Annotated in this window: 17 protein-coding genes and 1 pseudogene; 8 read left to right on the top strand and 10 right to left on the bottom strand. The window is 65.2% G+C overall.

What is annotated here, in order from left to right; genetic code table 11:
- A complete protein-coding gene (ilvA, locus tag E4S61_RS07665; protein ID WP_135303360.1) occupies positions 1-1,212 on the bottom strand; it encodes a threonine ammonia-lyase in 1,212 nt (403 codons plus the stop codon).
- Between the two features lie 293 nt (positions 1,213-1,505).
- Here ilvA and E4S61_RS07670 point away from each other — a divergent pair, with 293 nt between their 5' ends.
- Positions 1,506-3,140 (top strand): potassium channel family protein, encoded by a 1,635-nt coding sequence (locus E4S61_RS07670; RefSeq protein WP_135303361.1) that lies wholly within the window; start codon positions 1,506-1,508, stop codon positions 3,138-3,140.
- A 4-nt stretch (positions 3,141-3,144) separates the two neighbouring features.
- On the opposite strand, the gene E4S61_RS25320 is transcribed toward E4S61_RS07670, so the two are convergent.
- Together E4S61_RS25320 and citZ are read right to left on the bottom strand one after the other, a co-directional pair.
- A complete protein-coding gene (locus E4S61_RS25320; RefSeq protein ID WP_167768447.1) occupies positions 3,145-3,312 on the bottom strand; it encodes a hypothetical protein in 168 nt (55 codons plus the stop codon).
- A gap of 150 nt (positions 3,313-3,462) precedes the next feature.
- Complete coding sequence (gene citZ / locus E4S61_RS07675) at positions 3,463-4,608, bottom strand: citrate synthase (RefSeq protein ID WP_135303362.1); 1,146 nt, start codon at positions 4,606-4,608, stop codon at positions 3,463-3,465.
- A gap of 232 nt (positions 4,609-4,840) precedes the next feature.
- Here citZ and E4S61_RS07680 point away from each other — a divergent pair, with 232 nt between their 5' ends.
- Entirely contained in the window at positions 4,841-6,061 is a 1,221-nt protein-coding gene (locus E4S61_RS07680; RefSeq protein WP_135303363.1) for a potassium channel family protein, read from the top strand.
- On the opposite strand, the gene E4S61_RS07685 is transcribed toward E4S61_RS07680, so the two are convergent.
- Complete coding sequence (locus E4S61_RS07685) at positions 6,058-6,309, bottom strand: DUF7536 family protein (RefSeq protein WP_394346442.1); 252 nt, start codon at positions 6,307-6,309, stop codon at positions 6,058-6,060. The genes E4S61_RS07680 and E4S61_RS07685 overlap by 4 nt on opposite strands.
- Positions 6,310-6,411: 102 nt before the next feature.
- Between E4S61_RS07685 and E4S61_RS07690 the strand changes: the two genes are divergently transcribed.
- The gene (locus E4S61_RS07690; RefSeq protein WP_135303364.1) at positions 6,412-7,368 is read left to right on the top strand and encodes a succinylglutamate desuccinylase/aspartoacylase family protein; all 957 of its coding nucleotides are present in this window, start codon (positions 6,412-6,414) and stop codon (positions 7,366-7,368) included.
- Between the two features lie 254 nt (positions 7,369-7,622).
- Here E4S61_RS07690 and E4S61_RS07695 read toward each other — a convergent pair whose 3' ends face one another.
- The gene (locus tag E4S61_RS07695) at positions 7,623-8,063 is read right to left on the bottom strand and encodes a hypothetical protein (protein WP_135303365.1); all 441 of its coding nucleotides are present in this window, start codon (positions 8,061-8,063) and stop codon (positions 7,623-7,625) included.
- Between the two features lie 46 nt (positions 8,064-8,109).
- Positions 8,110-8,403 carry a hypothetical protein gene (locus tag E4S61_RS26110; protein WP_245180746.1) on the bottom strand — a complete coding sequence of 98 codons (294 nt, stop codon included), beginning with the start codon at positions 8,401-8,403 and terminating at the stop codon, positions 8,110-8,112.
- Here E4S61_RS26110 and E4S61_RS07700 point away from each other — a divergent pair.
- Positions 8,287-9,232 (top strand): annotated as a pseudogene (locus tag E4S61_RS07700) (pyridoxal-phosphate dependent enzyme). The gene E4S61_RS26110 and the pseudogene E4S61_RS07700 sit on opposite strands and share 117 nt — an antisense overlap.
- On the opposite strand, the gene E4S61_RS07705 reads toward E4S61_RS07700, so the two are convergent.
- The 4 genes from E4S61_RS07705 to E4S61_RS07720 form a co-directional block, all read right to left on the bottom strand.
- Positions 9,229-9,432: a hypothetical protein gene (locus E4S61_RS07705; protein ID WP_135303366.1), complete on the bottom strand. Its 204-nt coding sequence runs from the start codon at positions 9,430-9,432 to the stop codon at positions 9,229-9,231. The pseudogene E4S61_RS07700 and the gene E4S61_RS07705 overlap by 4 nt on opposite strands.
- A 56-nt stretch (positions 9,433-9,488) precedes the next feature.
- Positions 9,489-9,704, bottom strand: coding sequence for a DUF7511 domain-containing protein (locus tag E4S61_RS07710; RefSeq protein WP_135303367.1), 216 nt, complete (start codon positions 9,702-9,704; stop codon positions 9,489-9,491).
- 155 nt (positions 9,705-9,859) lie between these two features.
- Positions 9,860-10,996 (bottom strand): thiolase family protein, encoded by a 1,137-nt coding sequence (locus tag E4S61_RS07715; RefSeq protein ID WP_135303368.1) that lies wholly within the window; start codon positions 10,994-10,996, stop codon positions 9,860-9,862.
- A gap of 127 nt (positions 10,997-11,123) precedes the next feature.
- Complete coding sequence (locus tag E4S61_RS07720) at positions 11,124-11,606, bottom strand: pyridoxamine 5'-phosphate oxidase family protein (protein WP_135303369.1); 483 nt, start codon at positions 11,604-11,606, stop codon at positions 11,124-11,126.
- A gap of 94 nt (positions 11,607-11,700) precedes the next feature.
- Here E4S61_RS07720 and E4S61_RS07725 point away from each other — a divergent pair, with 94 nt between their 5' ends.
- The 4 genes from E4S61_RS07725 to E4S61_RS25325 all read left to right on the top strand — a co-directional run bounded on the left by E4S61_RS07725 (position 11,701) and on the right by E4S61_RS25325 (position 14,577).
- Entirely contained in the window at positions 11,701-13,068 is a 1,368-nt protein-coding gene (locus tag E4S61_RS07725; protein WP_135303370.1) for an ATP-binding protein, read from the top strand.
- 56 nt (positions 13,069-13,124) lie between these two features.
- Positions 13,125-13,394 (top strand): hypothetical protein, encoded by a 270-nt coding sequence (locus E4S61_RS07730; RefSeq protein WP_135303371.1) that lies wholly within the window; start codon positions 13,125-13,127, stop codon positions 13,392-13,394.
- A gap of 91 nt (positions 13,395-13,485) precedes the next feature.
- On the top strand, positions 13,486-14,361 hold the full coding sequence (locus E4S61_RS07735) for an MBL fold metallo-hydrolase (protein WP_135303372.1): 876 nt from the start codon (positions 13,486-13,488) through the stop codon (positions 14,359-14,361).
- Between the two features lie 39 nt (positions 14,362-14,400).
- On the top strand, positions 14,401-14,577 hold the full coding sequence (locus tag E4S61_RS25325; protein WP_167768448.1) for a hypothetical protein: 177 nt from the start codon (positions 14,401-14,403) through the stop codon (positions 14,575-14,577).
- Positions 14,578-14,831 lie beyond the last annotated feature (254 nt).

Here is a 14,831-nt window from a genome sequence, read left to right on the forward strand (position 1 = left end):
CTATACGAGCACTTCGACTTCGTAGCCTCGCTCCCGGAGCGCCGCGAGGAGTTCCTCGACGTGATCCGGTCCGCGAGTCTCTAAGTCCAGTTCCACCTCGGCGTCGTTCATCGCCACGTCGCGGTTGGTCCGGTCGTGCTCGATGCCGTAGATGTTGATCTGCTGTGCTGAGAGCACCTCGACGAGTTCCTCTAATGCGCCGGGGCGGTCTTTCAGCACCGTCCGAAGTTTGACGTAACGACCCGTCTCAACGAGGCCGCGCATGATGACGTTCGTGAGCGTGTTCAAGTCGATGTTCCCGCCACACAGCGCCGGGACGATGGTCTCGTCGTCGGTATAGTCGAACTTCGCTTCGGTGACCGCCGCTAGCGCGACGGCTCCGGCCCCCTCCGCGAGCGTCTTCGAGCGTTCGAGCAAGGTCGTCAGCGCCACCGCAATCTCGGGGTCCGAGACGGTCACGACCTCGTCGACGCGCGCTTCGATGACCTCGAAGGTCCGCTCGCCGACGGTCCGAGTGGCGATGCCATCGGCGATGGTCTCGACGCCTTCGCGTTCGATGCGGTGGCCTTTTTCGAGGGACTCGGCGACGCTCGACGCGCCCTCGGCCTGGACGCCGACGACGCGGATGTCCTCGTCTTTGCCCTTCAGCGCCGTGGCGATACCGCTGATGAGGCCGCCGCCGCCGATAGGGACGACGACGGTCTCGACGCTGGGTAGGTCCTCGTAGATTTCGAGGCCGATAGTCCCCTGCCCGGCCATCACGTAGTCGTCGTCGAAGGCGTGGACGTACGTTCGCCCCTCCTCGTGTTCGATTTCGTGGGCCTTCTCGGCCGCCTCGTCGTAGTCCTCGCCGTGGAGGACGACCCTCCCCCCGTAGCTCCGCGTGGCTTTCACCTTCGAGATCGGGGCGTGTTCGGGCATCACGATGGTCGAGTCGACGCCGATGCGCGTCGCGGCGAGGGCGACGCCCTGTGCGTGGTTGCCCGCGCTGGCCGTGACGACGCCGTTCTCGCGCTCCTCGGGTGAGAGCGTGGCGATGCGATTGGTCGCGCCCCGAATCTTGAACGACCCGGTGCGCTGGAACAGTTCGAGTTTCAGGTGGACGTCCGCACCGGTCATCGCGGAGAAGGTGTGCGAGTAGTCGATCGGCGTGTGTCGGGCCGTCTCGGCGACCCGGTCGCGGGCCGCGAGTACGTCCTCGAACGAGAGCATGGCCCGGCCTACTCGCCGCGACGTGTTATAGCCGGGGGCAGCGACGCCGCTGGTCGGGTAGCGACCGGAAAACTCAGGGGAGAGCGTGTGACTGCACGCGAACGGAGCGACCGGAGTGACTTAAACCCCGCCGAACCGGAGCGAAAGTGTAATCGCAGGACGTGAGCGCCTCGAAACCGCCGTCAGCCGAGCGGCAGACGCGCGTCGTCTCGATAGTCGATGACGCGAGAAGGAGTGGCAAACGGCGTCCCCGACAGAACTGTTTTACAGGCTCTCCGTGAGGTACCGAGTAGATGGATACCTGGCAGCGACGGACGCTGTTGTACGTCATCGGTCTCGCCGGGGTCATCCTCGCGTTCACGCTCGGCTACGACTACGGGATGGAGGCGTTCGAGAACGAACCGCGGGAGTTCCTCCACGCGCTTCAGGTCGTCGTCGAGACGTTCACCACGACCGGCTACGGGTCAGACGCCCCGTGGGAGAGCGACCTGATGCGCGTGTTCGTCATCGTAATGGACATCACCGGTGTCGTCCTCATCTTCCTCGCGCTCCCCGTGTTGATGTTCCCGCTGTTCGAGGAGGCGATGAAGACGAAAGCGCCGACCACCGTCGAACGTGACCTCTCCGATCACGTCGTCATCTGTCACTTCACGCCTCGCGGTGAGACGCTGGTCGCCGAACTCGACTCGTGGGACGTAGACTACGTCATCGTCGAGCCCGATCGCGACCGGGCCAACGAACTGTACGACGAGGGATACCACACGATCCACGCCGACCCCCAGTCCGTCGAGGGACTGGAGAAGGCGAAACTCGCCGACGCGCGGGCGCTCGTCGCGGACGCCTCCGACCAGGTCAACACCAGCATCGTCCTCACCGCCCGCGAAGTCGACGAACACGTCCGCACCGTCAGCGTCGTCGAGGAACCCGACCGCGCGAAGTACCACGATCTCGCGGGGGCCGACGCCGTCCTCTCGCCGCGCGGGCTCTTAGGCGAGAGCCTCGCCAGCAAGGTGACGACTGGCGTCTCGGCGACGCTCGGCGAGGAGTTCGAACTCGGCGAGGACTTCGATATCGCCGAACTCCCCATCCACCGCGGGAGCAACCTCGTCGGGTCGACGCTGGCCGAGAGCGGCATCCGCGAGGACACCGGCGTCAACGTCATCGGCGCGTGGTTCCACGGCGACTTCGTCAGTCCACCCTCGCCCGACGCCGAACTCACGGGGAGCACGGTCCTGCTGGCGTCGGGGACCGCCGCACAGCTCGACGCGCTCAAATCGAAGACGCTCTCTAGCGTCCGGGGCTTTCGCCGCGGCGAGACCGTCATCGTCGGCTACGGCGAGGTCGGCGAGACCATCGCCAGCGGCCTCGGCGCGGCCAACGTCCCGCATACGGTGCTCGACAAAACCGAGAAACCCGGGGTCGACGTGGTCGGCGACGCCACCGAGCCCGAAGACCTCGAAGCGGCCGGCGTTGCCGATGCTCGGACGGTCATCCTCGCACTCTCGGACGACACCGACACCGAGTTCGCCACGCTGGTCATCCGCGACCTGAACCCCGACGTCGAGATTATCGCTCGCGCCGAGGAGACCGAGAACGTCCAGAAGATGTACCGCGCCGGCGCGGACTACGTCCTCTCGCTGGCGACGGTTAGCGGCCGGATGCTCGCCTCCACCATCTTAGAGGACGAGAACGTCATCTCGATGGACAAGCAGGTCGAAATCGTCCGCACCGACGCGGGTGGCCTCGCCGGCCAGACGCTCGGTGAGGCCAACGTGCGCTCGAAGACCGGCTGTACGGTCGTCGCAATCGAACGCGACGGGACGGTCTTGACCGACCTCGGTCCCGACGTGGAAGTGCGCTACGGCGACAAACTCGTCATCGCCGGGACCGACGCCGGCGTGGACCGCTTTACTGAGTTATTCGGATAGCGGGCTACTCCCGACACATCTCGTAGCTGCCAATTGTCGCGCCGACCGCCGCAGCGACTGCGACGAACGGAGTCGAGGCCTCACTGGGCCCGACCACCGATTCGAAGGCCAGCAACGCCACGACTCCGGCGAGCGCCGAGACAACGAAGATACCGAGATAGTGTCGGAGCACAATGGTTGTAGACGGTATGTTACAGCGGTAGTCAGCCGACTACGTTTGCTACTGTCCGAACCGTCCCGCCGACCAACGGGCCCGCGGCCGAATCAGCCGGTTGTCCTCCATCTTTTTCCCGCTCGCTATGCTCGCGGCTGGTGGGTGCCATTATCGCTCTTCGAGCGGCACGAACTCCGTCTCCTCGGGGTTCGGGCCCGTGTAGCGAGCGCGCGGCCGAATCAGCCGGTTGTCCTCGATGTATTCGACGACGTGGGCGACCCAGCCACCGACGCGGGACATGGCGAAGATGGGGGTGTAAATGTCGATGGGGATGCCCATCTGGTAGTACGTCGAGGCCGAGTAGAAGTCGACGTTGGGGGCCAACCCCTTCTCCTCTTGCATGTAGTCTTCGATGGTCGTGGACATCTCGTACCACTTCACCGACCCCGCCTCCTCGCCGAGTTCCTTCGAGCGCTCGCCCAGAATCTTCGCGCGCGGATCCTTGACGTCGTAGACGCGGTGGCCGAACCCGGAGACGCGCCGCCCTTCATCCAGCGCGTTCTTGACCCAATCGAGGGGGTCGCGTTCGGCGTCGTCGACCTCCTTGAGCATCTCCATGACGTCCTGATTCGCGCCGCCGTGAAGCGGGCCTTTCAGCGTGCCGATGGCCGACGTGACGGAACTGTGAAGGTCTGAGAGCGTCGAGGCTGTGACCATTGCCGAGAACGTCGAGGCGTTGAGACCGTGGTCGGCGTGGAGGACGAGCGCCTGGTCGAAGACATCCGCCGCCACGTCGTCAGGTTCCTCGCCATTGAGCATGTAGAGGAAGTTCGCGGCGTGGCCGAGGTCCTCGCGCGGTTCGACGGGTTCCTCGCCGTCGCGGATACGAGTGAAGGCGGCGACGAGCGTCGGAATCTTGGCGGTAATTCGCCGGCCGGTGGCGAGGTTGACCGCCTCGTCGGTCGGGTCGGCGTCTTCCGGTGCGGGGTCGTACGCAGAGAGCATCGACACCGCGGTCCGGAGCGCGGCCATCGGTTCCTCGTCTGCTTTGGCCATCGAGCGGACGGTTGCCATGACGTCGTCGTCGACCTCGCGTTCGGCCGCCATCTCCGATTCGAACTCCTCTAGTTCCGAGGCGTCCGGGAGATGACCATACCAGAGCAGATACAGCACCTCTTCGTAGCTGGCACCGGTAGCGAGGTCCTCGATGGTGTACCCCCGGTAGACGAGTTTGCCCGCGTCACCGTCGATAACACTCAGCGAAGATTCGGCGACGAGGACACCCTCTAACCCTTTCTTGAGGTCGTCGGACATACGCCAATTGTTCCCGACGTGCCGGGAAAAGTATTTTCTTTCTGAGCGCCCGTGTTGGGCAGTTGACGGAGAGTAACTGGACATTCAGTCAGAAATAGTAACGTTTCTGAGAGTCCCACTACGATATCGGTCTCGAATCGCCTATCTGTCCGCTCACCACCGCCATCGTTCCGTGAGAACGATAGCCACGGGACGGCGAACCCTTTTGAGAGGCGGGGCTAAAGCGGGAGGTATGGAGCTGACGGGGACCGTCGAGTACGAGCCGGTGAGCGTGAAAGCGGTGCTAGCGGAGATGAAAGACACCGCTGAGTTGCTCATCGACCTCTCGTACTCCGCGGTGCTGCTCGGCAGCGACGACGTCGCCGCCGAGGTACTAGAGTTAGAGGCGAAGATGGACGTCCTACAGATGCGCGCCCGGATGAGCCTGCTGATGGCCTGTCGCTCGACGGACGACGCCGAGGCGCTCGCGCCCGTCCTCGGCATGGTCGGAGCCGCGGAGAAGATCAGCGACGCCGCCGGCGACATCGCGAAGATCGTCTTAGAGGACATCGGGCTTCCCGAAGCGATGCGTGCGACGCTCCCCGAGGCGATGGAGACGCTCGTCCGCGCGACGGTGACGCGGGACTCACGACTGGTTGGCCAGACGCTCGGGGACCTGAACCTCGAAACCGAGACCGGTGTGCGAGCCATCGCGGTCCGGCGGCAGGGCACTTGGCTGCTCAACCCCGACCGCGAGACGCGCTTCGAAGCCGACGACGTGGTCCTCTTTCGCGGCCCCGACGACGGCATCAGCGAAGTGTACGCCGACGCCACCGGCACGGCGTACGAGCCGCCAGAACCGCCCGACGGCGAGGGCCAGGATCTCGAACGCGCGGTCGACTCCATCGTCCTGATGAAGGACATGGGCGAACTCGCGGTTGACCTCGCCTACGGCGCGGTGCTGTTCGACAGCGACGAAGTCGCGGAGGAAGTCGTCGAACTGGAAGCCGAAGTCGACGCCCTTCAGTCGCGTTTCGAGGCGTGGACGCTTCGCGCGGCCGCAGATATGGACGACCCCATCTCGTTACGAGGCCTCGTCCAGCTCGCCCAGTCGACAGAGGTAATCTCCGATGCGGCCCTCGAAATCAGCGAGGGCGTCCTGCGCGGCCTCTCGGCACACCCGGTCGTCGCCGAGGCCGTCCGCGAGTCCGACGAGATTCTCGTCCGCGCGACCGTCGCCGAGTCGAGCGCCCTCGCTGGGACGACCATCGGCGACGCCGCCGTCAAGACCGAGACCGGGATGCGTATTATCGCCGTCCGGCGGGCCACTAGCGAGAGCGACCGAACCGGCCGCGAAGGTGGCGCGTGGGTCGTCTCACCCGGCCCGGAGACGCCGCTCCAGGCCGGTGACGTTCTCCTCGCGAAGGGGACCCGCTCCGGGGCCGAGCGGTTCACCGAACTCGCCGAGGGCTAACTCCGAGCGAGTCGGACCGCGGAGATAGCGGTGAAGACAGCCGTCAACAGACTGCCGAGCGAGACGAGCAACACGAACGCCAACGCAACGTAGAGAAACATCGGTCGTCCGGTCCCGGGAAGGACGAATAGGGCGACGATAGCTGCCGTCACCAGCGTCGCCACGCCGAACCCGAACTTCGCGTTCCGGGGGACGTGGAGTGCCGCGACCATCGCCGCCGCCTCGCTCTGTTGCTCGCGCTCTGACACACGAGACGGTTGGCGTCGCTCGCTCAAGATACCGTCGGTCTGGCAGCAGAGATAGCGTCGAAACCGAACCGGTAAAAGCGAACGACCCGAACACGGCGCGTAATGGTAACTTTCGGTACGGCGAGTGCCGCCCCCGGAGAGATAGATACGGGGCGGTTGGAGGTCGGCGAATCCCGCGACGGCAGTCCGGTCGGACTCCCGGTCGCCGTCGTCAACGGGGCCGCCGACGGGAAGACGCTCTACATGCAGGCGGCCAGCGACGGCGACGAACTGAACGGCGTGGGCGTCGTCCAGCAGGTGCTCCCGCAACTGGACCCCGACGAGCTCTCGGGAACGATTCTGGTCTGTGGCATCGTCAACTACCACGCCTTCCAGGTCGCCGAACACCGCAACCCAATCGACGACACGAAGATGAACCGGGCCTACCCCGGCGACGCCGCCGGCACGTCCAGCGAGCGCATCGCCGCCGCGACCTACGACGCGGCGGTCAGCGCCGACCTCGTCTTGGACCTCCACCAGGGCTCTACCTCGCGCATGCTCGACGAGTGTCGCGTCCGCTGTGGCACCCGTCACCGTCTCCACGAGGAGTGTCTGGAGATGGCGAAGGTGTTCGGCTGCGGATACATCCTCGACCAGAAGGGACCGGACGGCCAGTTGGCCCGCGCCGCCCCCGACGAGGGCGTCCCGACCATCGACCCCGAACTCGGCGGCTGTGTCGGCTGGGACGAGCAGTCTATCCAGACCGGCGTCGAGGGCGTGTTCAACGTCCTCACCCACTACGGGTTCCTGAACGGGACGCTGAACAAGCGGCCCCAGACCCGCGCGACCGGCTTCGAGCAGTACGGCTCGCCCAACGGCGGCCTCGTCGACTTCAAGGTCGAACTCGGCGACCGCCTCTCCCGCGGCCAGACCCTCTTCGAAGTGACCGACGTGTTCGGCCAGCCCAAGACCGAAGTCACCGCCGACTCGCCAGGTATCTTCTGGCGCTCGCGCCGCCTCCCGCAGGTCGCGACTGGCGAGTACGTCTGCTCGGTCGGGACAAATCTGGATACCTACTAAACCACCTTTTTCTTCGTCGGGTTCGAGTCGCGCCTTCGGCGCGCTCGAACCGCTCCTCGAAAAATCTGGACCAAAAAGGCCGAACTCGCGGCGTCGCCGCGAGTTCGGTGTCCTGCGTGAGTATTACGAACGCAGGGCTCGAAAGGCGAGCAACGCGAGTCTTCCGGTGTCTGCTAGAGTGCAGTGACAGCAGGCTCGTCAGAGCTCTGATGGCGAAACCGCTCGCCGTCGGCGAGCGGTATGCTCTCTGCCAGTCACGGCGTCTTGCTCGTGGTATCCGGAGAAGGGGTCGGATATCCCTCCGACGGCGTAACCTCTATGTCGATTTCCGTTTCGTCGGCGATCACATAGCCGCCGGCCCGATACACGACCTCTATCCGGTCTTGCCAGCGGTGTTTCGTCGTCGCCACGTACTCACTGTCAACGGTGATGTGCAGCAAGAACGGATACGGCCAGTCCGATTGAGGCAGGAAATCGGTGAGTTCTCCCCGCGAGTCGGCTTCGACTGTGACCGTCCCCTCCTTCGTATCGTCACCGTCATCCATCGTAACGTCGAACTCGTGTGTCGCGTCATCCCAGTTCCCGATCACTACGTCGCCGTCCGACTCCAGAAGTGCCTGTCCACAGCCCGCGAGTGTACCCATCCCGAGGGCGGAGGCGGTACAGAGGAGTTGTCGACGGGTGGGACCAGCCATAATTTCCGAACAGTCGGTATCAGAATAAGTTTTGTGTGCAACCGTTTCACCCACCACCTTCTGGTACTCTCCCGCCGACACCAGAGATATGCGAAAATGCGAAGCCTGCGGCCGGGAGTATCCCCGCGACCGGCCGTGGCGCTGCGAGTGCGGGCACGCGCTGGACTACGCCGAGCGACCGCTTCCCGACGGCGACCCATCGGAGTTCGACCGCGACGAGGGGTTGTGGGCGTTCGAGGCGTTCCTGCCGATGGAGACGCAGGTCACGCTCGGCGAGGGGTGGACGCCGCTGGTCGACGCGCCCGAGTGGGACGCGACGTTCAAACTGGAATTCCTGCATCCGACGGGGAGTTTTAAGGACCGCGGCGCGGCGACAGTCGTCGCGGAGGCGCTGGCGGTGGGAGCCGACCGGATTCTCGAAGACTCATCGGGCAACGCCGGACTAGCGGTGGCGAGTTACGCCGCGCGGGCGGGCATCGACGCCGAAATATACGTGCCGGCGGACGCCAAAGCCGAGAAGCGCCGACGCATCGAGCGCACCGGCGCGAACGTGGTGGCGGTCGAGGGCGACCGGCAGGCGGTGACCGACGCTTGCATCGACGCCGTCGAGGCGGGCGAAGGGTGGTACGCCAGCCACGCGTGGAACCCGGCCTTTTTCGCGGGGACGGCGACGGTGGCCTACGAACTCGCCGCCCAGTGGGGCTGGACCGCGCCGGACGCCGTCCTCACACCGCTCGGCCACGGGACGCTGTTTCTGGGCGCGTACCGGGGATTCCGGGCGCTCGAAGCGGCGGGCTGGATAGACGACATGCCGAAGCTACTGGGCGCACAGGCAACCGGTGCGAGTCCCATCGCCGACGCTCGACACGGCAGGGGAGATGCACAAGGAGGAGTGGCGGGCGGAGCGAACGAGCTCGCAGACGGCATCCAAATTCAGCATCCCGCACGCGGCGACCAGAATACGGGCAGCCATCGACGCGACCGACGGAGATGCAATCGCCGTGAGCGAAGCGGCGACGCGGGCGGCCCACGACCGGCTCTCGGCGAGCGGGTTCCACGTCGAACCGACCTGTGCGACCGCAACAGCGGCACTTTCGGTGTACCGCGACCGCGGCGTCCTCGACTCAGACGACGACGTGGTCGTCGCGCTCACCGGTCGGAACGCCTAGCGCCACAGCGTCAGCGAGACCGGGATGTCGGCGTCGACGGAGAACCACTGGCTGTCGACGTCCGCCGGGTCCACGTCGTCGGCGTAACAGATGTACCGCTCGGCCCCGTCGGAGCGCGTCCGCACCACCGCCGGCAACACCCCCTCGTCAGGGTCGGGCGATGGCGTGCCGCCGGTCGGCGACCAGTGGTCCGTTCCCATGCCGGGGAGATGTCTCAGCGACGGTATTGTTACGGGTCCGTTATCGAAAGAAGGGGTTACCGAACCGCGTCCAAATCGAGGAGGGCATCGGCCGGCACCGATACCCACTGGGTGGCGATTTCGTGGCCGGATCGGTCTGCCGGGTACAGTAGCGCCCGTTTGCCGCCGTCTGCGGACGGTTCCAGCTCGGCGACCAGTGACGTCTCCGCGAACTCGTCCTGCGGTAGCGGTGGTGACGCCCCGCCCTCGTCGAGCCGCCGTTCGCTGCTCATGGCTCTCGCTAATCGGTCGGTACGCCTTGTTATACGCTACATAACCGCATGGAATGTGGAACGTTGGTACCACCTACTCCGATTCTCGGCGACGAGTACGACGGGTACGCGGTGCATTCCGCGACATTCGCGGCCAGTAAACAGCCGTTACGTCCTCACTCCGGCAGGTGGAACTCGATAGCCGCGCCCTGTCCGAACCCGACGCACTCCGTCGCCAGCCCCAGTTCGGCATCACGACGGTTCATCTCGTGGACGAGCGTCACCGGGAGGCGCGCGCCGGAGGCACCGAGCGGGTGGCCGATGGCGATTGCGCCGCCGTTGACGTTGTACATGTCGTCGTCGAAGCCGAGTTCATCTTGGCAGTAGAGACACTGGGAGGCGAAAGCCTCGTTCAGTTCGACGAGGTCGTAGTCGTCGGTGTCGCGGCCGGTTCGCTCGGCGAGCTGGCGGACGGCAGGGACCGGACCGATGCCCATCACCGTCGGGTCGACGCCGGCGACCTCGTGTGCGCCGATTTCGGCGAGGATATCGAGGTCGCGTTCCTGTGCGAACTCCCGCGAGGTGACCATCAGCCCGGCCGCGCCGTCCGACACCTGGGAGGCGTTGCCCGGCGTGACCGACCCGTCGGACTTGAACACCGTCGGGAGCCCCGACAGCGTCTCCATGTCGGTGTCGCGGCGGATACCCTCGTCCTCCTCGACTCGACCCGCCTCTGTCTCGATGGAGACGAGTTCATCGTCGAAACGGCCCGAGTCAGTGGCGTCAGCGGCCCGTTGGTGGCTTCGGAGGGCGTACTCGTCCTGTTCCTCCCGACCGATATCGTGTTCCTCGGCCACCTTCTCGGCGGTCATTCCCATCTGGAGTTCGCCGATGTTGTACTCCTCTGCGAGACGCGGGTGGACGTTGTGGGTGTTCTCGCCCATGGCGACGCGGGACATCGACTCGACGCCGCCCGCGATGAGCACGTCTCGCTGGCCCGCTGCGATGGCGTCTGCGGCCCGCATCAGCGCTTCCGCCGAGGAGGCACACCAGCGGTTGATAGTCGAGGCCGGGACGCTCTCGCCGAGGTCCGAAAGCAGGGCGATAACTCGCGCGACGTTGTTGCCCTGTTCGCCGCGCTGCTGGGCACAGCCCCACAGCAGGTCGTCTACCTCTTCGCTCTCGATACCCGTGCTGGCGAGCAGTTGGTTGACGAGCGGAATCGAGAGATCCTCACTTCGGACGCCAGCGAGCGCGCCGTCTTCTTTCCCCTGCGGTGTGCGGACCGCGTCCACGATGACCGGTGTTGGCATGGACGGCACAACGAGAGCAGTTGTGTTAAAAGCTCACAAACTCCGAACCGCGGGGCGGGAGTTGTCTCGGTCCGCGGCGACCACCAGAGTCGCCGCTGTCGCGGTCACTCGCCGGGTTCCCTCTCTGTCACTCGCCCGTTCCGTCCACGTCGAAACCCGGTGGCAGTCCCGTATGCTTGATCCCCGCCCAGTCGTCCACGTCGAACCGGTAGACGACGACCTCTTCTGCCGCCATCGCCGCCTCGAACACCTCGGGCCGCCACACGCCCTGGAGGACCTCTTCGAGATCGTCCCAGTCTTCTTCGGAGACGCGGGCGACGGTCCCGGTGAGGATGAGGCTCTCCCAGTTGAACACCGATTGGGCGGCGTAGGTGAGAAACCGGACAGTCTCAGCTGCTTCGATCAAGGTTCGTTTCCTGCTGTCTGGGCCGCCGACGAACGTGAAGTACAGCGACGACTCGCCGTCGTAGCCGAAGGATATCGGGACCATGTACGGGGCGTCCGTCGCCGGAAGCCCGAGGACGCCCATCCGCTGACTGGCGAGGAAGTCTCGCATCTCATTGTCAGTCATGTGCTCCAGTCCGTACTCCTGCATCGCATCAACTGTCATATGAGTAAAACTTCTCGGCGCGGGCGCATAAGCGTTCGCCGGGGCGGCGCAGGTTCGAGTCACTTATCCCGGTCGCGTGGCAACGTGAGTGGGAATGAGCAACCCGGAACTGGACGTCGTCGAGTTCCTGCTGACGACCGACGTATACAGCGAGCGACGGGACCTCGACCCGGACGACCTGCCGCCGACCTATCGAGCGGTCTTCTGGAGCGAGGGCGACATCGAGCGACCGCTGTCTGCGACCAACACGACCGCCAGCGAAGCCACCGGCGTCGAGCGGCCGTGGGCCGCCGTCTCCGGCCTGATGTTCACCGACCGCGACGACTTCTCGGGAACGATCTCCTTTACCGACCGAGAACTGGCCGAGGAGTGGTTCCTCGAACGGGCTGACGCCGAACAGATACGGACCAATCCCGTGCTGGCAGCGGCCTACGAGGACCGCTACGACGGCGTGGACTACGAGACGGCCCGCGCCCACAATCGCCCCTCGCGGGCCGACCGCGCGTTCATCGACGCGATGCTCGAAGAGGCGTTCGACAGCGACGACGAGGACGACGAGGAGATGCTGGACCTCGTGGACGTGCGCGCTCCCTCCGAGGTAGAGACGACGCTCGACGACCTCGTGTTGACCCCCGACCAGGAGGGCGAGATCCAGAAGATCGTCAAAGCCATCGAACACCGCGACTACCTCGCGCAGATCGGCCTGCGCGAGATTGGGAAACTGCTGTTCGTCGGCCCGCCGGGGACCGGCAAGACCAGCGTCGCGCGGGCGCTCGCTCACGACTTGGACCTCCCGTTCGTCGAGGTGAAACTGTCGATGATCACGAGTCAGTACCTCGGCGAGACGGCGAAAAACGTCGAGAAGGTCTTCGAGGTGGCTCGACGGCTCTCGCCGTGTATCCTCTTCATGGACGAGTTCGACTTCGTCGCGAAGACCCGCTCGTCAGACGAACACGCCGCCATCAAGCGCGCCGTCAACACCCTGCTCAAGAGCATCGACGAGATTTCGCTCATCCAACACGAGGTGTTGCTCATCGGCGCGACCAACCACCCCGACCAGCTCGACGCGGCGGCGTGGCGGCGCTTCGACGAAATCGTCAACTTCCCGAAACCGGACCACGGCATGCGAGCGGACATCCTCCGCATCGTCACCCGCGAGATGGACATCGTCGACTTCGACCCGGCGACGCTCGCTGACCTCACCGAGGGGCTGACCGGCAGCGACCTCCGAATGGTCCTCCGAGAAGCGGTGCTCGAAGCGCTGACCGAGGAACGGACGACGCTCACCCAACAGGACTTAGAGGACGCTATCGCCGAGTTCGAGGAGCGTGACAACCTCAAGAACATGGACATGATAGACGGAGACCACGACGCCCTCGTCGCCGGCGGCGACTTCTCGGACGACGGCGATAGCGCCGACACCGCCTCTGACGGCGGACACGACCACGCCCACGACCACTGACTGCAGATTTCGACCGAGGCGGACGCTTATGCTTGCTGCCGTCGTCTCTTCGCCGTATGACGACTGACGCGTTCACAGACCCCGACGACGCCAGCGAGTGGGTAGACGTGCGTATGACCGACCCCGACGCGGGCGAGTGGGACATCGACGTAGTGGTCGCCGACGGCCGCGTCGAGTACGTCGACTTGCGTATCCAGCCGTCGCTGCTCTCGGGATTCATCGACTGTCTGGTCGAGGACGTGGCCGAGGAGCGCGCCCACGAGGTTCTCCGGGAGACGGCGGCCAGACACGACATCGACCTCGACGATCTCGCGACCGAGGAGTGAGCGGGCGGCTCGGAGTCTGCCAGCGATGAACGTCGGTGGTGAAAACGCAACCCACGGGCTTTAGCCCGTCGGGCGCGGACACCCGGACAACATGGAGGTCACGCTGCTGGGGACCGGCGACACGACGGGGACGCCGACAGTCGGCTGTGACTGTGATACCTGCGAGCGCGCACGGGACCCCGACGCGGAGCTGCGCGATCGGTTGCGCGAGCGAGGCATCGACCCGAGCGACGGCGTCGAGCGCTCGCGTTTCTCGGTCCACCTCCGAAACGACGAGACGGACGAGGTGCTCCTAATCGACACGAGCCCGGACTTCCGCAGCCAGTTCCGCCGTGAGAACGTCGCCCTGCCGGACGCCGCCATCATCACGCACGTCCACTTCGACCACGTAGACGGGCTGGGCAACGCCTACCGCTTGCTCGACCACCTGCCGGTCCACGCCGCCGACGAGACCGACTCACAGACCGGCCAGAGCGTCGCCGAAACCGTCCGAGACCAGTACGACTATCTCGACACCGTCTCCGTTCACCCAAAGTCCCCCTACGAACCGTTCTCTGTCGCCGGCTTCGAGGTGACGCTCGTCCCGGTCGAGCACCCGCCGCTGGTCTGTTACGGCCTCCGCGTCGAGGAACCGGCGACCGGCGCGACCCTCTCGATCTCGGGCGACACCTGCTACGAGATTCCCGACCGCTCGCGCGAGGTGCTGACCGGCGCGGACCTCGCGCTCGTCGAGGGCATCGTCCACCCCGGTGCCTGCGAGTTCCACCCGAAAGGCGGCACACACCACGACGACGAGGGCGTCCCCCGGACGTTCGGGACCAAACACATGACGCTTCCCGGTGCCCGTGACTTCGCGGCGGACGTCGAAGCCGACGATTACCGCATCCTCCATACGGCCCACTACGTCCCGCCCGAGCAGGCGTTCGCCGACGACATCGCCGTCGACGGCGAGCGGTTCTCACTATAGGGAAAAAGCGCTTATCTCGGCGTTTCGACCGGCGAAATGATGGTCGACCTTGACCGCTCACAACTCCCGGGACTCGCCCTCGTCGTCCTCGGTATCGCCGTCGTCGGTCTCGGACTCGTCGTCGTCCCCTACCCCGGGATGACCGAGAACCACCACAGCGTCGAACCCAGCAGCGCCGGGGACGGCAAACTCAACGGTCCACCGATAGCAGGCTGAGTTGCACTCGCGGTAACTGTGGTTGTCTTTGCAAGGTGGGCTTACTTCCACTCACTCGAATCATCACATGCCCGAATACCGAGGGCAAAAATCAGTCAGCAGTCTGATAACGCATGTTTCACGACTCAACACGCGAATAGCGCGCCCACAGCCTACACTGTAACGGCCTATTTGGGAATGTGTCTCAGCGGTGTCACAAAGATAGATTACTCGGTGTTTGATTCGATATTTATCGACTTATTTCCCATCTGGTT

The sequence above is a fragment of the Haloarcula amylovorans genome, from assembly GCF_004681185.1.
GTDB classification, from domain to species: domain Archaea; phylum Halobacteriota; class Halobacteria; order Halobacteriales; family Haloarculaceae; genus Haloarcula; species Haloarcula amylovorans.